The following is a 20,806-nucleotide window of genomic DNA, read 5'->3' as shown; positions in this document are numbered from 1 at the left end:
AATGCTACCCGTCTATTCTCTGGGGTGCAGGCACCGGCTGACCCAGAGCCACCGATTGAGACAGCCGAGCGGCGGTGCGCAACAGATGAATCACGCAGATGCCAATGATGGTGAGCGCCAGGGCCGTTAAGCCCCGATACTCTAGGGTGTGGCTATCGACCAAAATTAGCCCGCCCAGCGCCATCAGCACAAAGGGCACCACCTGCGCTCCATAGCGGGTCAGCAGTGCAGAGATGGCTCCAACCTTGGTGAGTTGGTAGGCCACAAAACACCACACCCCCACCAGTCCAAAAAACACCGCCAAGATGATCCCCAGCCCCGGCCCGTCGCAGTTGGCAAACATCGGCATGTAGACACCGATATTGTCGCCACCGTTGGCCATGGTAATGGCCGCTACGCTGGTGGTCTGGGGCGAGAGCCAGCTAGCGCCGCCGCTTGTGGGGGCCAGCAGCATCTCCCCAGAATCTTCGCCGTTTTCCTCATCAATGGTGACCGACAGCAGTTGACTGAGGCCAATGACAATGGGAACCACCCCCAGCAAGCCAATCCAGGGGCGGGGAAACAGCAAGCTGCCAAAGAACCCCGGCAGGCTGAGGGCCACCAAACCCGCAAAGCCCACGTACTGCCCCGCTACGATATGGCGTTTGCGCAGGGCCACCCCCACCTGGGAAAAAAACAGCATCAATATGACGATGTCGTCGAGGTTGGTGGCAGCAAACGCCATGGAACTGCGAAGTAGGGTTGTCAGTAGGTCGGTCATGGGCGCTGCACCTCGGGGGGGTTAAACGGCTTTACCAATTGCCTACAACATTAGGGTGAACAAATAAATGGATCAAACACTCTTTTTTGTGAGTTCCATAAATAGAATTTATGCAATAATTAGACAGCATTTTAAGCCTGTTTTAGAGTTTGTAATTTCACCGCCATGAAGCTTGAACAACTCCGGGTTTTTATGGCCGTGGCCGAACATTTACACTTCACCCGAGCGGCAGATTCTCTCTACATTACCCAGCCTGCAGTCAGTGCCTCAATTCAAACTTTAGAAGAAGAGTATGGGGTTAAGTTATTCCACCGTATCGGTCGTCACATTGAACTGACCGATGCTGGAGAAATGCTGCAAATTGAGGCGCAGAAAATTCTTGACCAGGTGGAGGTTACCGCCCAGGGTTTGCGCGAACTCAATGATCTCCAGCGGGGCGAACTCAAAGTGGGCAGCAGCTTAACAGTGGGCAACTACTGGCTCCCCCATAAAATTAGCCACTTCAAACAAAACTATCCCGGCATTTCAATTAGCTGCACCATCGCCAATGCCGAAGAAATTGTCAGCGGCACCGTCACTGGGTTGTTTGATCTAGGGCTGGTCACGGGTGAGGTAAAACCCTCCCTCAGCCAAAACCTGGTGGTATCGGTAATTGGGCAAGACGTCGTGGCGATTGTGGTGGGTCAAAACCATCCCTGGTTTGAGCGAGACCGGGTCTCCCTTGCCGAACTCACCGACACCTGTTGGATCATGCGAGAACCCGGATCTGGCTCTCGCTATATATTTGAGCGATCGCTCCAAAATTGGGGCATTGACCCCAGCACCTTAGAAATCACCCTCATTCTCACCACCAGCGAAATGATCAAGGCCGTAGTCGAAGGTGGCATTGGCGCCGCGGCATTGCCGAGATCAATCGTGCGATCGGAACTTAAGCTAGGTACTCTTAAGGCGATCGCAGTAGTCGATGATCTCGACAATTCTCAACACACCTACGAAATGACCCAGCCAGTCATTCTGCTGCGCCACCAAAAGCGATTTCGCACCCGCATTTCCAAAGCCTTTGAAGAGATTTTGGTAGAGGGATGAATTAATTTTGAATGTTGAGTTTTGAGTTTTGAATTTTTGCTGTACAGAAACAACTCAAAATACAAAACCAAGCATTTCTCCTGCGGAGACGCTCCGCGAACGAAACTTCCATCACTTCTTCTCCGGCATCAAATCATCCAATTCAATCACCGTACTCGTCCCTTCGCCTGTGATCATAGGCAAACGACCATCCCATTTTTGTAAGGCTTCGTACCTAAGGATTCCGGGGGTTAGGGTTTCCTGCAAAATCTGGTGGGCTTCGGCGGTGCCTCGGGCTAGATTGATCTCAATTTCAGCCTGGCGCAGGGCTTTTTGGGCAACAAATTCAGCCTGTTTAGCTTCTTGTACCGCGATTTGTTTGGCCTCTACCGCATCGCGAAACTGCTGAGAAAAGTGAATCGTGGTCAGCGATACGTCGTCGATCGCCAGATTGTAGGGAGCGAGGCGCGATCGCAGCCCCGCATCCACCTCCGCCTTCACCTGGTCGCGCTGGGTGATCACCTCTTCGGCGGTGTAGTGCGCCATCACCGCTTTGATCACCTCTTCAATGGCGGGGTTGATGATTGAGCGCACCACGGCAGCCTCGTCGCCAATTTGGCGATACACCACATTGGCCTGGTCGGGCAAGATGTGCCAGTTGAGGGCCACATCGCTAAACACATCCTGCAAATCCTTCGACGCCGCTTCGGTGGCAATTTCCTGCTTTTGAACCCGAGTACTCAGGGTCTCCACCGAATCGACCAGGGGAATCACAAAATGCAGCCCCTCGGCCAAAACTTCGTCCTGCACCTGGCCGAAGCGCATCCACACGCCGCGCTCCCCGGCGGGGATGACCACCCAAAAGCTGACAGCCAGGGCCAACCCCAGCAGACCTAGCAAAATCCAGGCCGCTAGAGTAGCTCCGCTGCTGATGGCCGAGGTGGCGAGCGGGGTAGTGGAGTTGCGATCGCGGGTGTCATTAGATCTGGTGTCTATCAAGGGGAGTCCTGGGAGGTAAGGGGGTGGGGGGGTAGTTTTGTTCGCGGAGCGTCTCCGCAGAAGAAATGTCTAGTTTTGAGTTTTGAGTTTTTGGCGTACAGAAGACATTCAAAATTCAAAACTTAAAATCTAAAACTTTCTACATCACCGGAAACCCCTTCACCGTCGCCGGGGCCGAAAACAGCACGTACAGCACCCCGGCCCCCAGCAGCGTCACCACCAGGCTAAAGAGAATCACCCAGCGGCTGTTGGGTTCGTAGGTGTTGTTTTCGATCGCATCAAGCACCGCAAAGTAGTGCCAGGTTGAAAGCAGCACAGTGATTAGGCCAATGGAGGATAGGCCCAGCCCCACCAGCCAGCCCTGGCCGGTGCCGGGCACATCGGGGGAGACCAAATAGCGCAGGCGGGCGATCAACACGCCAAAACCGATCAGGGCGATCGCGGTGCGCATCCAGGCCAGGTAGGTGCGCTCGTTGGCCAGGTGGTCGCGGGTGCGGGAGCCCAGCTTTTTGGGGGGGGCTGGGCTGGGCGCCAGGGGTGCATCGCCGTTGCGATCGCTTTGAATATCGGTAGATTGGGGAGTCTGCGTCATGGAAAAACAATTAGGTAACAGTCAGTGCAGCGGCAGTGGGGCATAGCCCTTGGCCGATGCAAATCAATTGGTAAGCTGAAACAGTGGCCTGAGTCGGACTCCAAGGAAGGTGCCTAGCAGGGCGAAAGTTATCCAAAGCCAGCCGTGCAGGCTGGTGGAGGCAATGCCGCTAAAGTAGGCACCGACGTTGCAGCCAAAGGCCAACCAGGCTCCATATCCCATCAGCAAACCGCCAATTAGGGCCGCCAGTACCGCTCGCCGCGAAGGGGGCCGCCGCACGGTGAGCTGTCCAGCGATCGCCGCCGCCAGCGCGGCCCCCAGCACAATGCCAAAATTCATCACCGAGGTCACGTCGGCAAAGACGCTGGCTTGCAGCACCTCTAAAATGCTCTCCTGGCTCCAAAACTCGCTGCTGGTCGGGTTCCAGCCAAGCAGGGTGGCCAGCTTGGCGCTCCAGAGGGTGAAGCCCCAGGTCACCCCCCAGGGCCGACCGGCCAGCAGCAGGGTGAGGGTATTTAGCAGCGCCAGGGCAATGCCGCCTACCACTAACGACCAGGGGCCATAGAGGAGTGATCGCCAGTTGGGCCAGTGGCTGAAACCCAAAGTTTCGCCCCCATTTTGGGTTTGCCAACGCCATAAACCCAGCCCCAAGAGTCCCAGCAGCCCCAGTTGCAGCGCTGCGCCACCCCAACCCCAGAGCCCAATTAACGACACCGCCTCAGTTTTGGGCAATCCCTGCCAAAAGCCGTTGGTCAAGGTGCCCAAAAACGATCCGGTGCCAAAGGTTAGCAGCGTCAGCACCATCATCGAACTACCGCCGCCAATGGTGTAGAGGGTGCCGCAGGCGCAGCCGCTGCCCAATTGCATGCCCACCCCAAACAGCAGCGCCCCGATCGCCCCCTGCACCGCCACCGGAGCGAGGGCACCACGCCCCACCCCGCCAATCAAAATCGGCGCAAACAGCAGCGTGGCCACCGCCAGCATCAGCACCTGGGCCAACACCCCTTGCCCGTCGCCATGCACCACCAGGCGGCGGTAGGCCGAGGCAAAGCCAAAACTGGCGTGGTATAGGGTGAGGCCAAACAGCGTGCCCACCAGAAACAAGGTGCTCTGACGCCAGCCAAACGACGTTAGCCCCGCCGCCAGGGCGAGGACTACAGCCAGCAGTAGGTAGAGGAGAAATGACTGCGATTGCGGCAGCTGAGTGCGCGATCGCTCGACAAACTGAGCCATAGCAAACCTACATCAAAACATCACGAAAAGCGGCCTCGGGTAGGGCGACGGGGTTCTTCATCGTCGTCCTCCTCCTCATCGTCCTCATCGGGTTGGGTTGGCGCGCAGGAGGCCACTGGGTTAAGGGTGTCAGACCCAGTCGTCTGAAACGTCGGTGACCAAAACGTGCTTCCCACCAGGGTTAGGGGGGTTAGGGCACTGGCAATTAGCAGCAGTCGCAGCAGCATAGATCAGTCATTCCTGAAAAACAGTTCGTTCTTCCAGTCACAGCACCGATTGCCCCGATTGGGGGTAAAGGTAGCCGGTTGCACCTGTGGGATAAAACCAGCTACCCGATGACTCTCGGTGTTATACCCTCACCGGGGTCTTAAACGTTGGGGTCACGCCCCGTGGCCACGGGCAGGTCAGGCTGGGCCGAATACTCCGTCCACGAGCCTTCATAAATTCGCACGTTGGGGTAGCCCAGCAGGTGCTTCAGCACCACGTACTGCAACGAGGCTTCCCGCCCAGTGCTGCAGGTCACGACAATCTCGTCGTTGGGGGTAATCTCCCGCCGAGCCAGCAGCGCGCGAATCTCATCGAGGGACTTGAGCTGGTGAAAGTTGTCTTCGCCTACGGTGAAGCTTGGCCAAGGAACATTGTTGGCCCCAGGAATGTGGCCATTGCGAATGAACAGGTCTTCTTCACCGGCAAACAAGGCGGGCGGGCGTGGATCAATGAAGGTAATACGGGTGCTGCGGTCGCGCACGATCGATCGCACCTCGTCGAGCGAGACGCGAATATCGCTGTTGTCTTCCAGGGTAAAGTTGCCCTTGGCATACTCAGGGAACTCCTTAGTCACCGGCAGACTGGCGTCTTTGTAAGCTTTAAAGCCCCCGTCAAGTACCGAAACCTGACCTCCGTAGCTGCCCCGCTCCAGCAGATAAGCCACCTGGGTACTGCCCAAAATGTTGTTGCCGTCAGAATAAATCACCACGTGACTGTCGTTGTTGACGCCAGCTTCTTGGAACAGCGACTCAATTTTTTGCTGCTCCCAAAACTGCACGGGCAGACGACCGTTGGGACCACGAAAAGTGTTTTCTGCAATGTTCACCGCGCCGGGAATGTGGCTGTTGATGTAGTCGAGGGGGTTAGTGCGCACGTCGAGAATACGCAGGTTGGCATCGCGAGAATGCTGCGCCAGCCACTGAGGGCTAACGAAATCAATGGTGGTCGCCGCTGCACTGGGCTGCACCAGGGCGGGCAGGGTGGCCACAGCCAAAACCGCCGCTAAAAAGGCAACCAGCTGGATTTTCCAGCGCTGTAGTTGCTTAAGCATCGAGTGTTACTCCTTTTGTTTTGAACAATTTGTCTTGGAAGCGTGTGAGGGGTGTGGGGTAGGGGGGTAAATGGGTGAGGCGTAGGATTTATTAACTACAGGGCTTAGAGCTTCGCTCTACCCCCCACTCCCCACCCCTTACTCCCCACTCCCCCACCCCCTCACCCAGCAACTCCCACTGCCGTCGCCTCCGGCACCTCCACTAGCCGCCCCGTCTTCACGTCGTAGACGTAGCCGTAGATGGGGATTTCGGCGGGCACCAGCGGGTGATTGCGAATGCGGGCGACATCTTCCACCACGCTCTGGGTCAGGTCAGAGATGGTAAGCCAGCTAATGAAGTCGCCCTCATTGGAGCCTGGCCCCTGGCCCACGTCGTGCCAGCCGTCGGCATCGACCTTGGCGGTCTCTAGGCTGTGGGCCAGCAGCCCGCGAATCACGGCATCGGTAAAGGTTTCCATACCGCAGTCGCTGTGGTGGATGACGAACCACTCGCGGGTGCCCAGCAATTTGTAGGAAATCACCAGGGAGCGAATGGCGTCGTCGCTGGCCCGCCCCCCGGCATTGCGGATCACGTGGGCATCGCCCTCGCTCAGCCCGGCAAATTTGGCCGGGTCGAGGCGGGCATCCATACAGGTCAGTACCGCAAAGCGGCGACCGGGGGGCAGGGGCAAGTTGCCTTTGTCGCCAAAGTCGGCGGCGTAGGCATCGTTGGCGGAGAGGACAGCTTGAAGGGTTTGGGACATGGGGGGAGTTGGGGGTAAGGGGTGAGGGGTGAAGGGTAGGGGGGGTGGTTTGGTTGTGGGTTGCAGAGGTTAGCGTTTCAATCAGCTACGCCCCACTCCCCACGCCCTAACCCCCTACGCCTTCACCCATTTCGACGTGCAGGGAATCTTGCTGCGATCGCACCTCCCCGCGTACTTCTCCGCCACCTCTGTCACCTCCAGCAGCAGGCCTTTGCTGAGGGTGGTGGGCTCTAGGCCCAGGTCGAGGAAGCAGCGATTTTCGACGAAGAGATCGTTTTCGGCGGCTTCTTTGCGGGGGTTATCCAGGTGGGCGATCTCGGCTCCGGTGATGTCGCTGACCAGCTGGGCCAGGTCGCGCACGCGGTGGGTTTCGGTCATCTGGTTGAAGATCTTCACTGGCTCTCCCGGCTCGGGCGGGTTTTCGAGAGCCAGCTGAATACAGCGCACGGTGTCTTGAATGTGAATAAAGGCGCGGGTTTGGCCGCCCGTGCCGTGCACCGTCAGCGGGTAGCCGATCGCCGCCTGCATCAAAAAGCGATTCAGCACGGTGCCGTAGTCGCCGTCGTAGTCAAAGCGATTAATCAGCCGCTCATCTAGGCGGGTTTCGGCGGTGTGGGTGCCCCAGACCACGCCCTGGTGGAGGTCGGTGACGCGGATGCCGTCATTTTTGTTGTAGTAGAAAAAGAACAGCTGATCCTGGGTTTTGGTCATGTGGTAGATGCTGCCTGGGTTCGCCGGGTAGAGAATCCGCTGGGCGATGCGATCGCCGCTCTCGGTGGGAATCTCTACATCCAGGTAGCCCTCAGGAATTTTCATCCCCGCCGTGCCGTAGCCGTAGACCCCCATGGTGCCGAGGTGGGCCACATGAATATCTAGCCCCGACTCGACGATGGCGCAGAGCAGGTTGTGGGTGGCGTTGAGGTTGTTATCGACGGTGTAGCGTTTGTGGCGGGGCGATTTCATCGAGTAGGGGGCGGCCCGCTGCTCGGCAAAGTGCACCACCGCATCGGGGCGATACTGCTGAATCAGGGCCAAGAGCTGGTCGTGATCCTGGGCAATATCTACTCGATGAAAAGGGATATCGCGGCCCGAGTGCTCTTTCCACGCTGCCAGCCGCACTCCCAGAGGCGAAATCGGGGTGAGAGAGCTGACCTCTAATTCATTATCGATGTTGCGGCGGGAGAGGTTGTCGAGAATGACGACCTCGTGGCCCAGAGCCGACAGATGCAGCGCGGTAGGCCAGCCGCAAAAACCATCGCCCCCGAGAATGAAGACCCGGAGCGGCTGGGTATAGGGCTGAGCGTTGCCAACAACCATCTAGACGATCTCCTGCTGGTCGGGCACAGGGGCACCGTAGTAGTCGCGCAAAAACTGCTGGATTTGCGGCTGCTCTGGCCCTAGACCGTTGGCAGCAGCCTGTTCTAGGAATGCCTCTTGGGAGAACTTTTCCTGGGTGGCGATCGCGATCAGCGCCACCGCCGTCGCCCGTCCGCCGCCCCGGCAATGAATTAGCACCGGCTTCGGCAATGCATCCAACGCCGCAAGGGCTTCTTCTAGAGCTTTGCCTTCCGGTGTGGTGGGGCTCACTGGAGCCTGGGCATAGCCGAGACCAGCGGCGGCAGCTTGCTCTGCTTCGTCGGCCAGGGTGCCCGGTTCGACGGGCGACCTGAGATTTAGCACCGACTTAAACCCCTGGACTGCCGCCTGCTCAATTTGCTCAGGGGTCAGCTGCCCAGCACTGCTGTAGTCGTCATTTACGGCGCGAATGTTGTCTGTCATGGCTAAAAACAAGTTGTATGCCCAGGGGCTCTCTCAAGGTGCCATTGCAAAAGCGCCTTGATACGTGCTGCATCCCCGGCAAATTTAAACGCACAAGCATCGTACATGAAACTAAAATTGTTTGCAATCTAATTGAAAATTACTGGCCGTCGTGCCATAGTGAGCAAACATCAATCAATCACCGGTAAACTCATCGGGTTTTCGGTGTATGCAATGCTAAGGATGGAGTGACTTGGCAATTCACGCGGGATATATCGAACCCAGCGACTGGCTCAACTTGATCTTTCGGGTAGGGCTGTCGGTTGTTATCGGTGGGCTGATTGGCTTTGAGCGCCAGTGGACGGGCAACAACCGCTCGGCAGGAGTGCGTACCCATATGGTGATCAGCCTGGGGGCGACGTTATTTATCCTGCTGCCGTTACAAATCCCCCAAGACTACTCCTCGGTCAATGCCCTGAGCCGTACCGTTCAAGGCATTGCTACGGGGGTAGGTTTCATTGGGGCCGGGCTGATCTTGCAGCAGTCGCACCGGGGCAAGGTCAAGGGATTGACCTCTGCCGCCGCCATCTGGGCCACCGCCGCCCTGGGAACCGCCGTTGGCTTTGGGCTGTGGCAACTGGCCGTAGTGGGGACAGTGGCCATGCTGATTGTCCTCAGCGGCGTTAAGCAAGCCAAGCGGCCTATCGCCGTGCGACTGGGTCGATTGCCTTTGCGGTCAGCCAAAGACTCCGCTGCAGAATTACCGCCGGAGCGTTCAGAGGTGCGATCGCGCCTCAGTCGCTTCTCCTTCTATTCCAGGCGGGACTAGTTCCCAACGCATCCTCTTGAGATTTTCCTGTTGTTTCCACTGGTTTAAGCGCCATGACAACTCCTCAAACCCAGCTCAGACTCAGAATCTACGGTTCTCCTCAAGTCTCCGTCAAAGCGCTACTCGAAGATTTGGCCGAAAGCTGTCGGGTGGTTGTTCGCGCCATCGCCCAAAACGGCCAACCCACCACCTTCTCCGTCAGCAGCCTAGCCCAGTCAACCACCTTAGAGATTGAGCTTTCTGGCCCCTTGAACGCCGTACAGTGCTGGCTCAAACAGCTACAAAAGTACCCCATCACCATCCAGGGCAAAGGTCATGCTGATGGCGATAGCTGGCACTACTAGAAAAGTTTTCTGTTGTTCTCTCTACTCTCTCTCCGCCATGACATCCTTCTCTCTAGACACCTCTGAAACCGTCCTCGCCTATCCCCCCACCCCCCAGCCCCTACCCCTTTCCCACCGCCGCCCTCTCCGAAACCGCTGGAGCTATGGTCGCGGCTACACTGTCATCGCCCTGCTCGCTCCCGTGGTGTTGGGTAGCCTGCTGCTGGTTTACCTGCACAAAGCGACTCAGACCCATCTCAGCTTAGGTCGGCTGCGGTTATGGCAGTGAGGGCAGGGAGTAAAAGGCGTATCTGAGTGAAACCCCAACCCCTGCAACCAACAACTAAACCTACCCCCTACCCCTACTCTTCTCCCCCATGCCCATTGCAAACAACATCACCGAACTCATTGGCCACACCCCCATCGTGCGCCTCAACCGCATTCCCCAATCCGAGGGATCTGGGGCTGATATTGCCCTCAAGCTAGAGAGCTTTAACCCCGCCTCCTCGGTCAAAGACCGCATCGGGGCCAGCATGATTCAGACGGCGGAAGAGGCCGGGCTAATCAATCCCGAAACTACCATCCTGGTGGAGCCAACTTCGGGTAATACCGGCATTGCCCTGGCTCTGGTGGCTGCCGCCAAGGGTTACCGGCTGATTCTCACCATGCCCGACACCATGAGCCTGGAGCGGCGGGCCATGCTGCAAGCCTACGGTGCCCAGCTCGAACTCACCCCCGGCAGCCAGGGCATGGTCGGGGCGATTAGGCGGGCGGCAGAAATTGTCGAGTTTTTGCCTAATGCTTTTATGCCTCAGCAGTTTCGAAACCCCGCCAACCCCAAAGTTCACCGCGAGACCACTGCCGAGGAACTGTGGGCCGACACCGACGGGACGATTGATATTTTGATTGCCGGAGTTGGCACGGGCGGCACGATTACCGGCGTGGCCGAGGTGATCAAGCAGCGCAAGCCAGGGTTTAGGGCGATCGCCGTCGAACCGGTCGAAAGCCACGTGCTCTCTGGCGGTGCCGCTGGCCCCCACAAAATCCAGGGCATTGGCGCAGGCTTTGTACCCGAGGTGTTGAAGGTCGATCTGATTGACGAGGTAATCCAGATCGACAGCGACACTGCCGTCAACTACAGCCGCCGTCTGGCCCGCGAAGAAGGCATTCTCTCCGGTATTTCTGCCGGGGCTGCCCTTGCCGCTGCCATCCAGGTCGGACAGCGCCTTGAGAATACGGGCAAGCTAATCGTCGCTGTACAGCCCAGCAACGGCGAACGCTACCTCAGTACCGTGCTGTTCCGCGACTTGCCGCCCAACCAAGTCGCCGATCTGTCAGCCCTGAATAAGGAACTCACAGGCGTAGCTAGCTAAGCCCGAATATCCCCTCACCCATCCACCTACTCCCATGACTCATCGCTACGAAACCCTACAAGTCCACGCTGGCCAAGAACCCGCCCCCGGCACCAACGCCCGCGCGGTGCCCATTTACCAGACCACCTCCTACACCTTTGACGATGCCGACCATGGGGCGCGGCTGTTTGCCCTGCAAGAGTTTGGCAACATCTACACCCGCATCATGAACCCCACCACCGATGTGTTTGAAAAGCGCATCGCGGCCTTGGAGGGGGGCGCGGCGGCCCTAGCTACGGCCAGCGGTCAGGCGGCACAGTTCTTGGCCATTAGCAACCTGGCCCAGGCAGGGGATAACATTGTTGCCACCAGCTATCTCTATGGCGGCACCTACAACCAGTTCAAGGTGACGCTGCCCCGTTTGGGCATTGGGGTGAAACTGGTAGAAGGCGACGATGCCGAGACCTTTCGCCAGGCGATCGATGAGAACACCAAAGCCCTCTATGTCGAGAGCATTGGCAACCCGCAGTTCAACGTACCCGACTTTGCCGCCCTGGCCCACGTAGCCCACGAAAACGGCATTCCGCTGATTGTCGATAACACCTTTGGGGCGGCGGGCTACCTGGTGCGACCCATCGACCACGGGGCCGACATTGTGGTTCAGTCTGCGACCAAGTGGATCGGTGGCCACGGCACCTCCATCGGCGGCGTGATTGTTGACTCGGGCAAGTTCGACTGGCGCAACGGCAAGTTTCCGCTGTTTACCGAGCCTTCCCCCGGCTACCACGGCCTGAACTTTTCTGACACCTTTGGCCCTGACGGCCCCTTTGGCAATATCGCCTTCATCATTCGGGCCAGGGTGGAAGGGCTGCGCGATCTCGGCCCCGCCCTCAGCCCCTTCAACGCATTTTTGCTGCTGCAAGGGCTAGAAACCCTCTCCCTACGGGTCGAGCGCCACGCCAGCAACGCCCTCGCCCTGGCCCACTGGCTGAAAGAGCAGCCCCAGGTGGAGTGGGTCAACTACCTCGGCCTACCTGAGCACCCTTACCACGAGCGGGCCACCAAGTACCTGCACAACGGCTTTGGCGGCGTGCTGAACTTTGGTATCAAAGGCGGTCTAGAAGCAGGGCGCAAGTTCATCAACCACGTTAAACTCGCTAGCCACCTGGCCAACGTGGGCGACGCTAAAACCTTGGTCATCCACCCCGCCAGCACCACCCACCAGCAGCTCAGCGAGAGCGAACAGCGCTCTGCCGGAGTTGCCCCCGACCTGGTGCGGGTGTCGGTGGGCATTGAGCACATTGACGATATTAAGGAAGACTTTGCCCAGGCGTTTGCGGCGCTGTAGGGGAGTGGGGAGTAGGGAGTCAGGAGTGGGGAGTAGGGGGTGGGAAGCGGGTGTCTGAGTGAAACGCTAACCCCTGTAACCAACAACCAAACCTAACCCCCTACCCCTAACCCCCGTGACCTACCTTCACCTCGTTTCACCCTACACCCAGCTCTACCACCTCCCCGCGCCCCTGGAACTTGAACTGGGTGGTGTGCTCCCCGACGTACAGGTGGCCTATCGTACCTGGGGCGAGTTGAACCGCCGTGGTGACAATGCCATTTTGGTTTGCCACGCCCTCACTGGCCATGCCGATGTGGATGACTGGTGGCAGCCACTGCTCGGGCCAGGGAAAACCCTCGACCCGACACAGGATTTTATTGTGTGCAGCAATATCCTCGGCAGTTGCTATGGCACCACTGGCCCCACCAGCCTTAATCCTGAAACGGCACAGCCCTACGGCCCTACCTTTCCGGCTATCACCGTGCGCGATATGGTGCGATCGCAGGCCCAGTTGCTAGCGGGGTTGGGGGTGCAGTCCCTGCGTCTGGTGATGGGTGGCTCCTTAGGGGGCATGCAGGTGCTGGAGTGGGGCGCACAGTATGGTGATCGCGTTCAAAGCCTTGCCGTCATCGCCGCCCCCGGTCGTCATTCTCCTTGGTGCATCGGCCTCAGCGAAGCCCAAAGACAGGCCATCTATACCGACCCCCGCTGGCAGGGCGGCCACTACACCCCAGATAATCCCCCCGTTCAGGGTCTCGCCGTCGCCCGCATGATCGCCATGAGCACCTACCGCTCCTGGGCCAGCTTCCACCACCGCTTTGGCCGTGAACCCCAAGTGCCTACCGTCCCACCAGTAGGGCAGACCCGTGTGTCTGCCCCTACGCACCACCCCTCACCCCCCACCCCCTACGCTATCACCCACTACCTCCACCGCCATGGCCAAAAGCTGGTTGATCGCTTCGACGCCAACACCTACATCGCCCTCACCCACGCCATGGATCGCCACGAGATTGGGGGTGATCAGCCAGGTGCAGACCCGAACCAGCGCTACCAATCGGCGCTGCAAAGCATACCCCACCCCACCCTAGTGGTGGCGATTGATTCCGATATTCTGTACCCCCCTGCCGAGCAGCAAGAATTGGCTGAACTGATGCCCCAGGCCCAGCTCAACTGGCTCTATTCCCCCCACGGCCACGATGCTTTCTTGATCGATATGGAAAATTTGAACGAACAGGTTGTGGCGTTTCGTCAGCAGTGGGCGTTGGTTGAGGGGTAGGGGGTGGGAGTAGAGAGTAAGGGATGTGGAGTAGAGAGTGCTGAGTGAAACGCTAACCCTTGTACCCAACAACCAAGTCCACCCCCTACCCCTTACCCATCCACTCCCCACTCTCCTAAATCTCGTAGTGCCAGTGATCGCTAGTCTCAGCCAAGATTAGCTGGCGCGATCGCCGATAGATTAGCCCCTGTTCTTCAAACTGACGCAGTAGGCGAGTCACCGTCACCCGACTGAGGCCACTGAAGTCAGCTAGGTCTTGGTGAGTAATTTTGAGGTCGATGAGGCAACCCCGGTCAATCTGCAAGCCGAAACGGTTAGCCAGCCACTGCAATAGACCCAGCAGAGCGGTTTCGGCCCGGCGGTGGGTGCGCACTACCATAAGAGCTTCGGTGTGCTTCAGGTAGCTGGTGATGACATCCACGGGGGGTTGCCAGTCGCTAAGGGCGATAGAAACCGCCTTTACCTCCGTCAATGCCTCAATCAGATAAGGATCGGCGTCGGAGAGGGACTGTCCGATAATGTCGCCAGTGCTCCACAGACCCAGGGCGATCGCCGTACCATCTTCCTGATAGGTGATCGTTCGCACGACGCCCGCCTTGAGCAACCAGAGGCGATCGCGGCGAGCGGGCAAATAGCCGCGTCGCCCGCAGGAACTAACATCAGCCAGCGGCCACCGCTGCAACTGCTCCAGAGAAAGCCCCTGCAACGGCTTGGCAGAGACGACTGGTGGCACAGCCCCAGCACTATCCAACTGGTTCAACATGATTATTCTCCTAATCTTGGGGTTTCAACCAAACCTCTGCCCCAAGCGTTGATAGCTAGGCACTTGCGATTCAGCCACTAGGGCGTTGCAAAATCAATCCCCTAGAGATTAACACAATCTCAAAACATTTTGACTTCAAGCACAGCACGTTTTAATTTGACTTCTGCGCAAATTCTGCTTTGTCAGCAATACATGAGTCAAGCCGCTTCAGCCCCGGCCCACGACCAGGTTGCCCTGGTGCTGGCGGGGAGGCTGGCGTTGAACCTGATGACGAATCTGGAGCGGTGCTGAGCACTTTGAATTGCCCATTTTGACACAGGCTAGGGGCTGCCGCTGGGGCTAATGGGGGTAGCTCTGCTGTGTGGTCTGGCGGCTGACTTACCTACCGCTATCGCATTGAAGCCAAAGGTGAATTTCTAAACAACTTAGCTGAGCTAGCGACTGACTGCTTCTAGATATTAGGTTAGGTGTTGCTAAGCCTGAACCATAGACTGTGCTAATGCGGGTAGCCTCTCTACAAGTTGTCTACCTACTATTCCAGTTCGGGCTGCTGCGATGCAGGTGTCGATGGATAAGCTCTATTCCTGGTAGATCCTACAAGTTGCTGATATGAGGTCATTATTTCTACCTGGGCATTTTGGCTAACCAATGGTCTCGCTGACACCCAATCTTCTCTCTGGGGAATCAACACATTAGTATCGCTGGGATTTTCCTTCGCCTTAGGCCGCTCCACTCGCTCGATCAGCCGATCCAAATCTTCTGAGACATACAACCGCAGATCCCACTTAACCCGGCTCACCGTCACATAAAAACTCTCTCGCCCCACATGACGATCCAGCGCCCCAATTACCCGCTCCGCCGATTTTCCCTGGGCCGCATAGGTGGTGCTGACCAGCGCGTAATCCAGATGGGCTAACTCTGAACTCTCGAAGCACCCCACCTCACCCCGCCCCCAGCGAATCAGCACCTGCCCCTCCTCCATGCCCACCACCTCAAACTCCTGGCCATTGCGTCGCCCCAGGGCATGGTCATTGCGCGTCCACCGCAGGCGATCGCCCACTGCAATCTCCATCTCCTCCACCTCATAGACCGACTTTCGCCTAATCTGAGCTGGATCCACCTGCAACGCTGCCCCCAATTGCCCCCGCAGCATTAACCTATTACTGTGGCTATCCGTCGCCAGCACCTCGTAGCGTTGCCCCTTTTCCAACCCCAGCCGCTTGTAGCTGGCCTGGGGAATCAGCACATTCCCCGGCTGAAAATGGTGGGCATAGCCCGCCTGGGTCTCCGTTAAATCCCTCGCCTTCAGCCGCTTTACCATCAAACTCTGACCCAGGGTTCCTTCTGCCTTCAGCCCATCCCGCACTAGCTGGGTGATCGCTAAACGCTCTTGGTTGGTGCCTGCCAATAACAAGGTTTTCTTTCGTTCCTCTGGGTTCAGGGCGAGATAGTCACGGGCGATCGCCGCTGCTCTCGCCTCCTGACTACTCACCTGCTGAATGTAGGGTTTCAACTGCCGCACCCCCGCCGCAATTTCCCCAGCGGCGATCAGGTCAACGCCCGCCTTGATCTGCTGGTTCTTCTGCCGCAAGGACTGGGTGAGGTAGGCCGTTGCCATTCCCGCCTGCTGCAAACTCTTGAACGGGTTCCCCGCATCCACCGCCGACAGCTGCCGGATGTCTCCTACCAAAACCACTCGGGCCTGCTGCGCCTGGGCTTTGGTCACCAGGGCCAGCGCATCCTTGGCACTCAGGAGTCCCGCCTCGTCCACGACCCAAATCTCAGACTGAGCCGGGTTGAGTTCCACCGGTTGAGCACACAGCAACGCCGCCACCGTTTCCACCGGCTGAATCTGTGCCGAGTCACCCAACGCCTTCGCCGCCTCCGCACTGGGGGCAAAGCCCCGGACGGTGTAGCCATGGGACTCCGCAATCTGACGAAACTGATTCAGGGCGTAGCTCTTCCCGGCCCCGGCCACCCCCTGCCAGGCAATGAAGCGATCGCGGGTTGTAGCTGCCAACATCACCCCCTGCACCTGCCCCTCGGTCAGCCCTTGATCGCGCAGATGTCTTTCCACCAAGACTGGCGAGGCGATCGCCCCCACCTCCCCCCGCCCATCCAGCACGGTGCGGATGGTCTCCAGCTCTCGCAGCACCGCCGTCTGAGTGGTCAACCGCTGATCATGAGTATGGATCACCTCCGGATCGGTATTCAAGGTCTGCTGCACCTCATCAAAGAGCTGCTGCCCCAGATGATTCTCCAGGGCAAACCGCTCTACCTGCTCCCGTGTGAACACCGCCTCCCGCTCGGCGCAGTGGGTGAGCCCCGCTTGGGTGGCCCGCTTTGGCTGGCTATGCCAATCCATCTGCTGAGGCTGGGGATGTTCCAGCTTTAGCGCCTCGGCCTGCTGCCGCCAGTAGGTGCGTAGCTCTTCCCGAGGGATTTCCTTGCCTTTAGGCGCACGGGTCATCAGCGTCGCTAGCTCTCGCGCCTGGGCCGTCGCGTTCTCCTCCACCGCCGCCAGAATCTGCTCCCGCCGTTTGGAGAAGGTCTGGAGATCTTCGGCTTGATACCCCCGAAGTTCAAACTGGCCGTTTGCCCTGGGCTCAATACCATAGCCCAGCCGCTGCACCTCTACCGCCAGTTCGTTCTGGTAAATCATCCCCAACAGCTTTTGCTGCTTGAAGAGGATGTCGTTATGGAGCGACTGCCAGCGAGCATTGTTCAACTGCGTGGCATTGATCACCACACAATGGGTGTGCAGCTGCGGATCCTTCTCGCGGGAAGTGTCGTGGTGGAACTGGGCGACAATTAGGTTGCCGGTGCCAACTGCCTGCCGTCCCTCCGCTGTCCGCACCCGCGTTTGGGCATAGCGCTCCTCGATGATGGCCAGGGTGCGCACCACCGCTATGCGATGGGCCTGCTCGATCGCTTCATTGCCGCCCACCAAGGCCGCCAGGCTGATGCTCTTGGGCGCACTAAAGGTCAAATCCAGCCCGGCTCGATGGCGCTCCGGGTCAATCTTTCGACCCGATAGGGTTTGATGCCCCTGAGGATGGGAGCCATGGAGCAGATTCTTGAAGTCGCCTCCCTGCACCTGTCCTGCCAGACCCAGGCTCTTGGCCCCCTGGCCCCACCAACCAGAGTGGGCCTGGTTCTCTTCGCTGGTGTAGTAGTTCTCGGCGGTGTAGTAGGTTTCGCCTTGGTTGGCGCTGATTACCGTCAGGCTGAGCATGACTGACCTCCTAGCCTTCGACCAAACCCTGGCGCTTGCGGATTTCCTGAATCAGCGCCTTGCGATTTTCCATCGCTTGCGGCCCTCGGGCATTGGCCTGCTCCAGGGCAATGGTCTCCAGCAAAATCTGGAGCCCCTGGAACTGCACTTGCAGCAGCTCCATCCGGGCCTTCAGGTCATCCACCTGCCGTTCCAGTTCCCGGCGCTGCTGACCATCGCGCATCATCAGGCGAATGATGCTGGCGGCGGGTAGCCCCAGCCGATTGGCCTCTTTCTCGACGATCGCTGCCTCTTCGAGGGGCAGCGAGACGCTAAATCCTTTACCCATGAGCTTTTCCGTGAATTCGTCAGTGATTCGTAAACGACCGGCCATTGGCTCCCATGCCTGGAACCCCTGATAGTGCTGGGTTTCAGCAACCCCCTGGCCCAGGGCTGGGCGTGGTGTGTGAAACGCGGAGCTACGAAACGCAGTGGAGTGGCGTAGCCCCCCAGGGCAACCCATCAGGCTTCTGCCGGGGCGTTTTGTGCGAGGGGATTGGAAACAATTACCTCTGTTTTAGCCCACAGAAAATGTCAGTTCTGTTCAGCTAAGAGAGCTGCAAAGTTTGTTCGTATTCATCAATCTATTGATTGGAATCTGTACCCTATAAAAGGAGAAGTCGTGATTAAGTCGTTATCAAGTCGTGAATAATTGGATGATTCCAGGCTTGCTTTGGGTTCTGGATAGGCAAGTCGTTATCAAGTCGTGAATAAGTCGTGAATGAAATTCACTAGTTATCAAAACGATGATGGATATTGCTGAAGATAACAATTCAGTCGTTATCAAGTCGTGAATAAAAACGACAACTCAGAATACAGATATCGATCAACAAGCTGGAAGGCATTCTTGCAACTTCAAGCTGTTGATTAAACGCTGTCATTGGCATCCAAACTATGACCCAAATCATCCAGACCTATATCGACATGGGCAGCTCTGCCACCAAATGCCTCTACTGGCAGGGCCAGCCCTACCTGCTGCATCTTGACCCCCAGGTAGCTCGGTTGAACCCCGCTCGGCTTGACCGGCTGATGCTCGGCGGGCTGACTAGCCAGGAACCCGAGGACAGTGCCTATGTGATGGTGGGCAATAGTGCTTATGCCATTGGGGCCTTAGCAATCGCCCAAAAAGGTGACTCGGGTCTCGCTCTGCCCAAGCGCGATCGCGCCGTCTACAAAATTCTCGCCACCCTCGGAGTCATCGCTGAGAAGACTCTGGCGGCTCAGGACGCTGACAGCTCAGGTTGTGAGTTCACTGCTCAACTGGGCCTGCTGTTGCCGCTGGAAGAATACTGGCAAGACCGTAAGGAGTTGAAGGCTCAGATTCTGGGAGCCATTTCAGACTTCAGCTTTCGGGGCCGGTCTCTGTTTGGGCAGCTAGAGCGCATCGAGATGCAACCAGAGGGGGCCGGGCTCTACCTGGCCAAGGGGTTGCAGCTGGCCAGAGCTGGGGTAGGGATTCGCGATTCCACTGTCGTCGTCCTGATGTTTGGCCACCGCAATCTCTCCATCCTCACCTTCGAGAAGGGCAGCACGCCCCAAGAAACCAACAGCACCTCCCAGGGGCCAGGGTTCGTGGAATACATGAAGCAGTGTGCCACCGAATTACCGGGTGTCGCTCCCGATGACCCGGCTCTTCTGGAAGCAATCCTTCAGGAGCACCCCACCTTTCACGTCCCAGGCCGCAAGGAAGCCCTTGACCTGGCTAAGGCCTGTAGCTACGCTCGGGAGTTTTATCTGGATCGGGTGAATCAGTTTCTGGTGCAGTGGCTGCCCTCGGCTGAGGTGGAGGTGATTGTCGGCGGGGGTGCTGCCTATTTCATTCGGCCAGAGCTGGAACAGTTTTTTGACCAGCGCGGGCTTGCTCAGCAGATTACCTGGGTCGAGGCTCTACGACAGGAGATGACCGATGTGCTGCGAGGCCAGGAGGGTACGGCAGAACCCGACTTGATCACCAGCGTCCGCTGGGCCGATGTCTATGGGTTGTTCAAAACGTTTATGTACAGCGCCAAGCCAACCCAGGCTCGCTAGCGCCGAACTCTCCCCAGTTGCAGCAACGATAAGGAATTAGAGGGATGACCCAAACGTCAGAAACAAAGGCCCGGATTCAGTACTCCAGCCGGGATGAGCTGGATGTGGCGGTGATTGGTTATTGCCGGGGAAAGTCTCGACATGATCTCCATGCCCGTATGCGATCGGCCTTGAATGGTTGTTATGGGCCGTTTGCGATGGCGGCGGTTCAGGCTCCCCAGGATGAAATTCGGCGGCAGGCTGTGCGATCAATTCAGCAGTTGACGACTCAGATTCTAGAAATCAAGGAGCGGTTTCTCCCAGAGCTGGAAGCCTTCGATGATTCGATCACGCCACCCAAGACCGCTCTCTCACTGGTTGGGCCAAACCCACGACATCTACCATCAGCCAATAGCTTCATGGCATCTACCTCAACAGCATCCATCAAAACCCTACCCGGCCCAGGGCCGGTTGATCAGCCGCTTCGGGAGTTTTTGGGCGACGATGCCGCCATCATGGCGGGGCTCAATCCCTTCATCAATGACCTGACGTGACCTCGCCGCGACCCAGAATACCGATCCCCGTTGACCGCCAGACCCAGGAGCAGATTGCGGGGACGGCGGTGCTGCTGCTGGAGCGGTTTTGCCAGGGGCAGCACCGAGGGCAGCGGGTGTTTGAGGGCAGGCAGTTCTACACAATTGTGGAGCGGGGGCGCGATTTGAATATCGAGTTTAGGGGCGATGCTCACCACCTGCCGGAGACGATTCTCACGTTGAGGATACAAAAGCAGGATGGGCAAACGTTCTATGAACTCGAGTCTTGGCTAACCCAGGCCGATGTGCAGCGGTTCGCTCTGATTCGGCAGGAGCTGCAGCGAGACCTTTCATCAGTAAGCTCAGGGAAAAGCCACCGGCAGCCCAGTAAGGAGGCTGAAGCCTGATATTTCTGGCTACCCCGTTTTGAAAGCTGAGGCGGGCTATGAGGTAGGAGGAAATCTGCGAATTTGAAACTGAATCCAGTGCCGCTGCGATCGGGGATTCCCTGGGTCTTGAGAATCTGGAGGAGATTGTTGTGTTTGGTGTGGACAGACTGTTACGGTCTCTGCCCGACTGACACCAGAGACTATTCTCCCACCGCTGCCAGACGCTACTCGTCATCCTCCAAGAGCAGGCCGAGGTTGTGGG

Annotated in this window: 22 protein-coding genes; 10 read left to right on the top strand and 12 right to left on the bottom strand. The window is 58.0% G+C overall.

Annotation, left to right across the window (positions count from 1 at the left end):
• Positions 1–4: 4 nt before the first annotated feature.
• Positions 5–760 carry a cadmium resistance transporter gene (locus AC0QKW_RS02875; protein ID WP_473149548.1) on the bottom strand — a complete coding sequence of 252 codons (756 nt, stop codon included), beginning with the start codon at positions 758–760 and terminating at the stop codon, positions 5–7.
• A 165-nt stretch (positions 761–925) separates the two neighbouring features.
• Between AC0QKW_RS02875 and AC0QKW_RS02870 the strand changes: the two genes are divergently transcribed.
• Positions 926–1,846, top strand: a complete 921-nt coding sequence (locus tag AC0QKW_RS02870) for a LysR family transcriptional regulator (protein ID WP_473149547.1) — start codon at positions 926–928, stop codon at positions 1,844–1,846.
• Positions 1,847–1,957: 111 nt separating this feature from the next.
• Here AC0QKW_RS02870 and AC0QKW_RS02865 read toward each other — a convergent pair whose 3' ends face one another.
• The 8 genes from AC0QKW_RS02865 to AC0QKW_RS02830 form a co-directional block, all read right to left on the bottom strand.
• The gene (locus AC0QKW_RS02865; RefSeq protein WP_473149546.1) at positions 1,958–2,824 is read right to left on the bottom strand and encodes a prohibitin family protein; all 867 of its coding nucleotides are present in this window, start codon (positions 2,822–2,824) and stop codon (positions 1,958–1,960) included.
• 139 nt (positions 2,825–2,963) lie between these two features.
• Positions 2,964–3,416, bottom strand: a complete 453-nt coding sequence (locus tag AC0QKW_RS02860) for a YidH family protein (RefSeq protein ID WP_473149545.1) — start codon at positions 3,414–3,416, stop codon at positions 2,964–2,966.
• A 63-nt stretch (positions 3,417–3,479) separates the two neighbouring features.
• A complete protein-coding gene (locus tag AC0QKW_RS02855; protein WP_473149544.1) occupies positions 3,480–4,649 on the bottom strand; it encodes a YeeE/YedE family protein in 1,170 nt (389 codons plus the stop codon).
• Between the two features lie 20 nt (positions 4,650–4,669).
• The gene (locus AC0QKW_RS02850; protein ID WP_473149543.1) at positions 4,670–4,876 is read right to left on the bottom strand and encodes a hypothetical protein; all 207 of its coding nucleotides are present in this window, start codon (positions 4,874–4,876) and stop codon (positions 4,670–4,672) included.
• 140 nt (positions 4,877–5,016) lie between these two features.
• A complete protein-coding gene (locus AC0QKW_RS02845; protein ID WP_473149542.1) occupies positions 5,017–5,967 on the bottom strand; it encodes a sulfurtransferase in 951 nt (316 codons plus the stop codon).
• A gap of 161 nt (positions 5,968–6,128) precedes the next feature.
• Positions 6,129–6,710 carry a beta-class carbonic anhydrase gene (locus AC0QKW_RS02840; protein WP_473149541.1) on the bottom strand — a complete coding sequence of 194 codons (582 nt, stop codon included), beginning with the start codon at positions 6,708–6,710 and terminating at the stop codon, positions 6,129–6,131.
• Positions 6,711–6,824: 114 nt separating this feature from the next.
• A complete protein-coding gene (locus AC0QKW_RS02835; RefSeq protein ID WP_473149540.1) occupies positions 6,825–8,027 on the bottom strand; it encodes an NAD-dependent epimerase/dehydratase family protein in 1,203 nt (400 codons plus the stop codon).
• Complete coding sequence (locus tag AC0QKW_RS02830) at positions 8,028–8,489, bottom strand: protein tyrosine phosphatase family protein (RefSeq protein ID WP_473149539.1); 462 nt, start codon at positions 8,487–8,489, stop codon at positions 8,028–8,030.
• Between the two features lie 232 nt (positions 8,490–8,721).
• On the opposite strand from AC0QKW_RS02830, the gene AC0QKW_RS02825 reads away from it, so the two are divergent.
• The 6 genes from AC0QKW_RS02825 to metX all read left to right on the top strand — a co-directional run bounded on the left by AC0QKW_RS02825 (position 8,722) and on the right by metX (position 13,578).
• Entirely contained in the window at positions 8,722–9,297 is a 576-nt protein-coding gene (locus tag AC0QKW_RS02825) for an MgtC/SapB family protein (RefSeq protein ID WP_473149538.1), read from the top strand.
• Between the two features lie 53 nt (positions 9,298–9,350).
• Entirely contained in the window at positions 9,351–9,641 is a 291-nt protein-coding gene (locus AC0QKW_RS02820; RefSeq protein ID WP_473149537.1) for a hypothetical protein, read from the top strand.
• 37 nt (positions 9,642–9,678) lie between these two features.
• Positions 9,679–9,909, top strand: a complete 231-nt coding sequence (locus AC0QKW_RS02815) for a hypothetical protein (RefSeq protein WP_473149536.1) — start codon at positions 9,679–9,681, stop codon at positions 9,907–9,909.
• Positions 9,910–9,997: 88 nt separating this feature from the next.
• A complete protein-coding gene (gene cysK, locus AC0QKW_RS02810) occupies positions 9,998–10,993 on the top strand; it encodes a cysteine synthase A (RefSeq protein ID WP_473149535.1) in 996 nt (331 codons plus the stop codon).
• Between the two features lie 34 nt (positions 10,994–11,027).
• Positions 11,028–12,320 carry an O-acetylhomoserine aminocarboxypropyltransferase/cysteine synthase family protein gene (locus AC0QKW_RS02805; RefSeq protein ID WP_473149534.1) on the top strand — a complete coding sequence of 431 codons (1,293 nt, stop codon included), beginning with the start codon at positions 11,028–11,030 and terminating at the stop codon, positions 12,318–12,320.
• 115 nt (positions 12,321–12,435) lie between these two features.
• Positions 12,436–13,578, top strand: coding sequence for a homoserine O-acetyltransferase MetX (gene metX / locus AC0QKW_RS02800; RefSeq protein WP_473149533.1), 1,143 nt, complete (start codon positions 12,436–12,438; stop codon positions 13,576–13,578).
• A gap of 115 nt (positions 13,579–13,693) precedes the next feature.
• Here metX and AC0QKW_RS02795 read toward each other — a convergent pair whose 3' ends face one another.
• The 3 genes from AC0QKW_RS02795 to AC0QKW_RS02785 form a co-directional block, all read right to left on the bottom strand.
• Positions 13,694–14,341, bottom strand: coding sequence for a Crp/Fnr family transcriptional regulator (locus tag AC0QKW_RS02795; RefSeq protein ID WP_473149532.1), 648 nt, complete (start codon positions 14,339–14,341; stop codon positions 13,694–13,696).
• A 532-nt stretch (positions 14,342–14,873) separates the two neighbouring features.
• Complete coding sequence (gene mobF / locus AC0QKW_RS02790) at positions 14,874–17,576, bottom strand: MobF family relaxase (protein WP_473149531.1); 2,703 nt, start codon at positions 17,574–17,576, stop codon at positions 14,874–14,876.
• Between the two features lie 10 nt (positions 17,577–17,586).
• Positions 17,587–17,904 (bottom strand): hypothetical protein, encoded by a 318-nt coding sequence (locus AC0QKW_RS02785; protein ID WP_473149530.1) that lies wholly within the window; start codon positions 17,902–17,904, stop codon positions 17,587–17,589.
• Between the two features lie 605 nt (positions 17,905–18,509).
• On the opposite strand from AC0QKW_RS02785, the gene AC0QKW_RS02780 reads away from it, so the two are divergent.
• Genes AC0QKW_RS02780 through AC0QKW_RS02770 form a run of 3 tightly spaced genes read left to right on the top strand, consistent with a single transcriptional unit; the run spans position 18,510 to position 20,562 of the window.
• Positions 18,510–19,643: a ParM/StbA family protein gene (locus tag AC0QKW_RS02780; RefSeq protein ID WP_473149529.1), complete on the top strand. Its 1,134-nt coding sequence runs from the start codon at positions 18,510–18,512 to the stop codon at positions 19,641–19,643.
• A 44-nt stretch (positions 19,644–19,687) separates the two neighbouring features.
• The gene (locus tag AC0QKW_RS02775) at positions 19,688–20,176 is read left to right on the top strand and encodes a hypothetical protein (protein ID WP_473149528.1); all 489 of its coding nucleotides are present in this window, start codon (positions 19,688–19,690) and stop codon (positions 20,174–20,176) included.
• The gene (locus AC0QKW_RS02770) at positions 20,173–20,562 is read left to right on the top strand and encodes a hypothetical protein (protein WP_473149527.1); all 390 of its coding nucleotides are present in this window, start codon (positions 20,173–20,175) and stop codon (positions 20,560–20,562) included. The genes AC0QKW_RS02775 and AC0QKW_RS02770 overlap by 4 nt, the downstream gene beginning before the upstream one ends.
• Positions 20,563–20,806 lie beyond the last annotated feature (244 nt).

This window comes from Pseudanabaena sp. PCC 9330, from assembly GCF_055795045.1.
The sequence above is the reverse complement of the archived record's forward strand: the minus strand, read 5'-3'. Positions and strand labels throughout refer to the sequence as shown.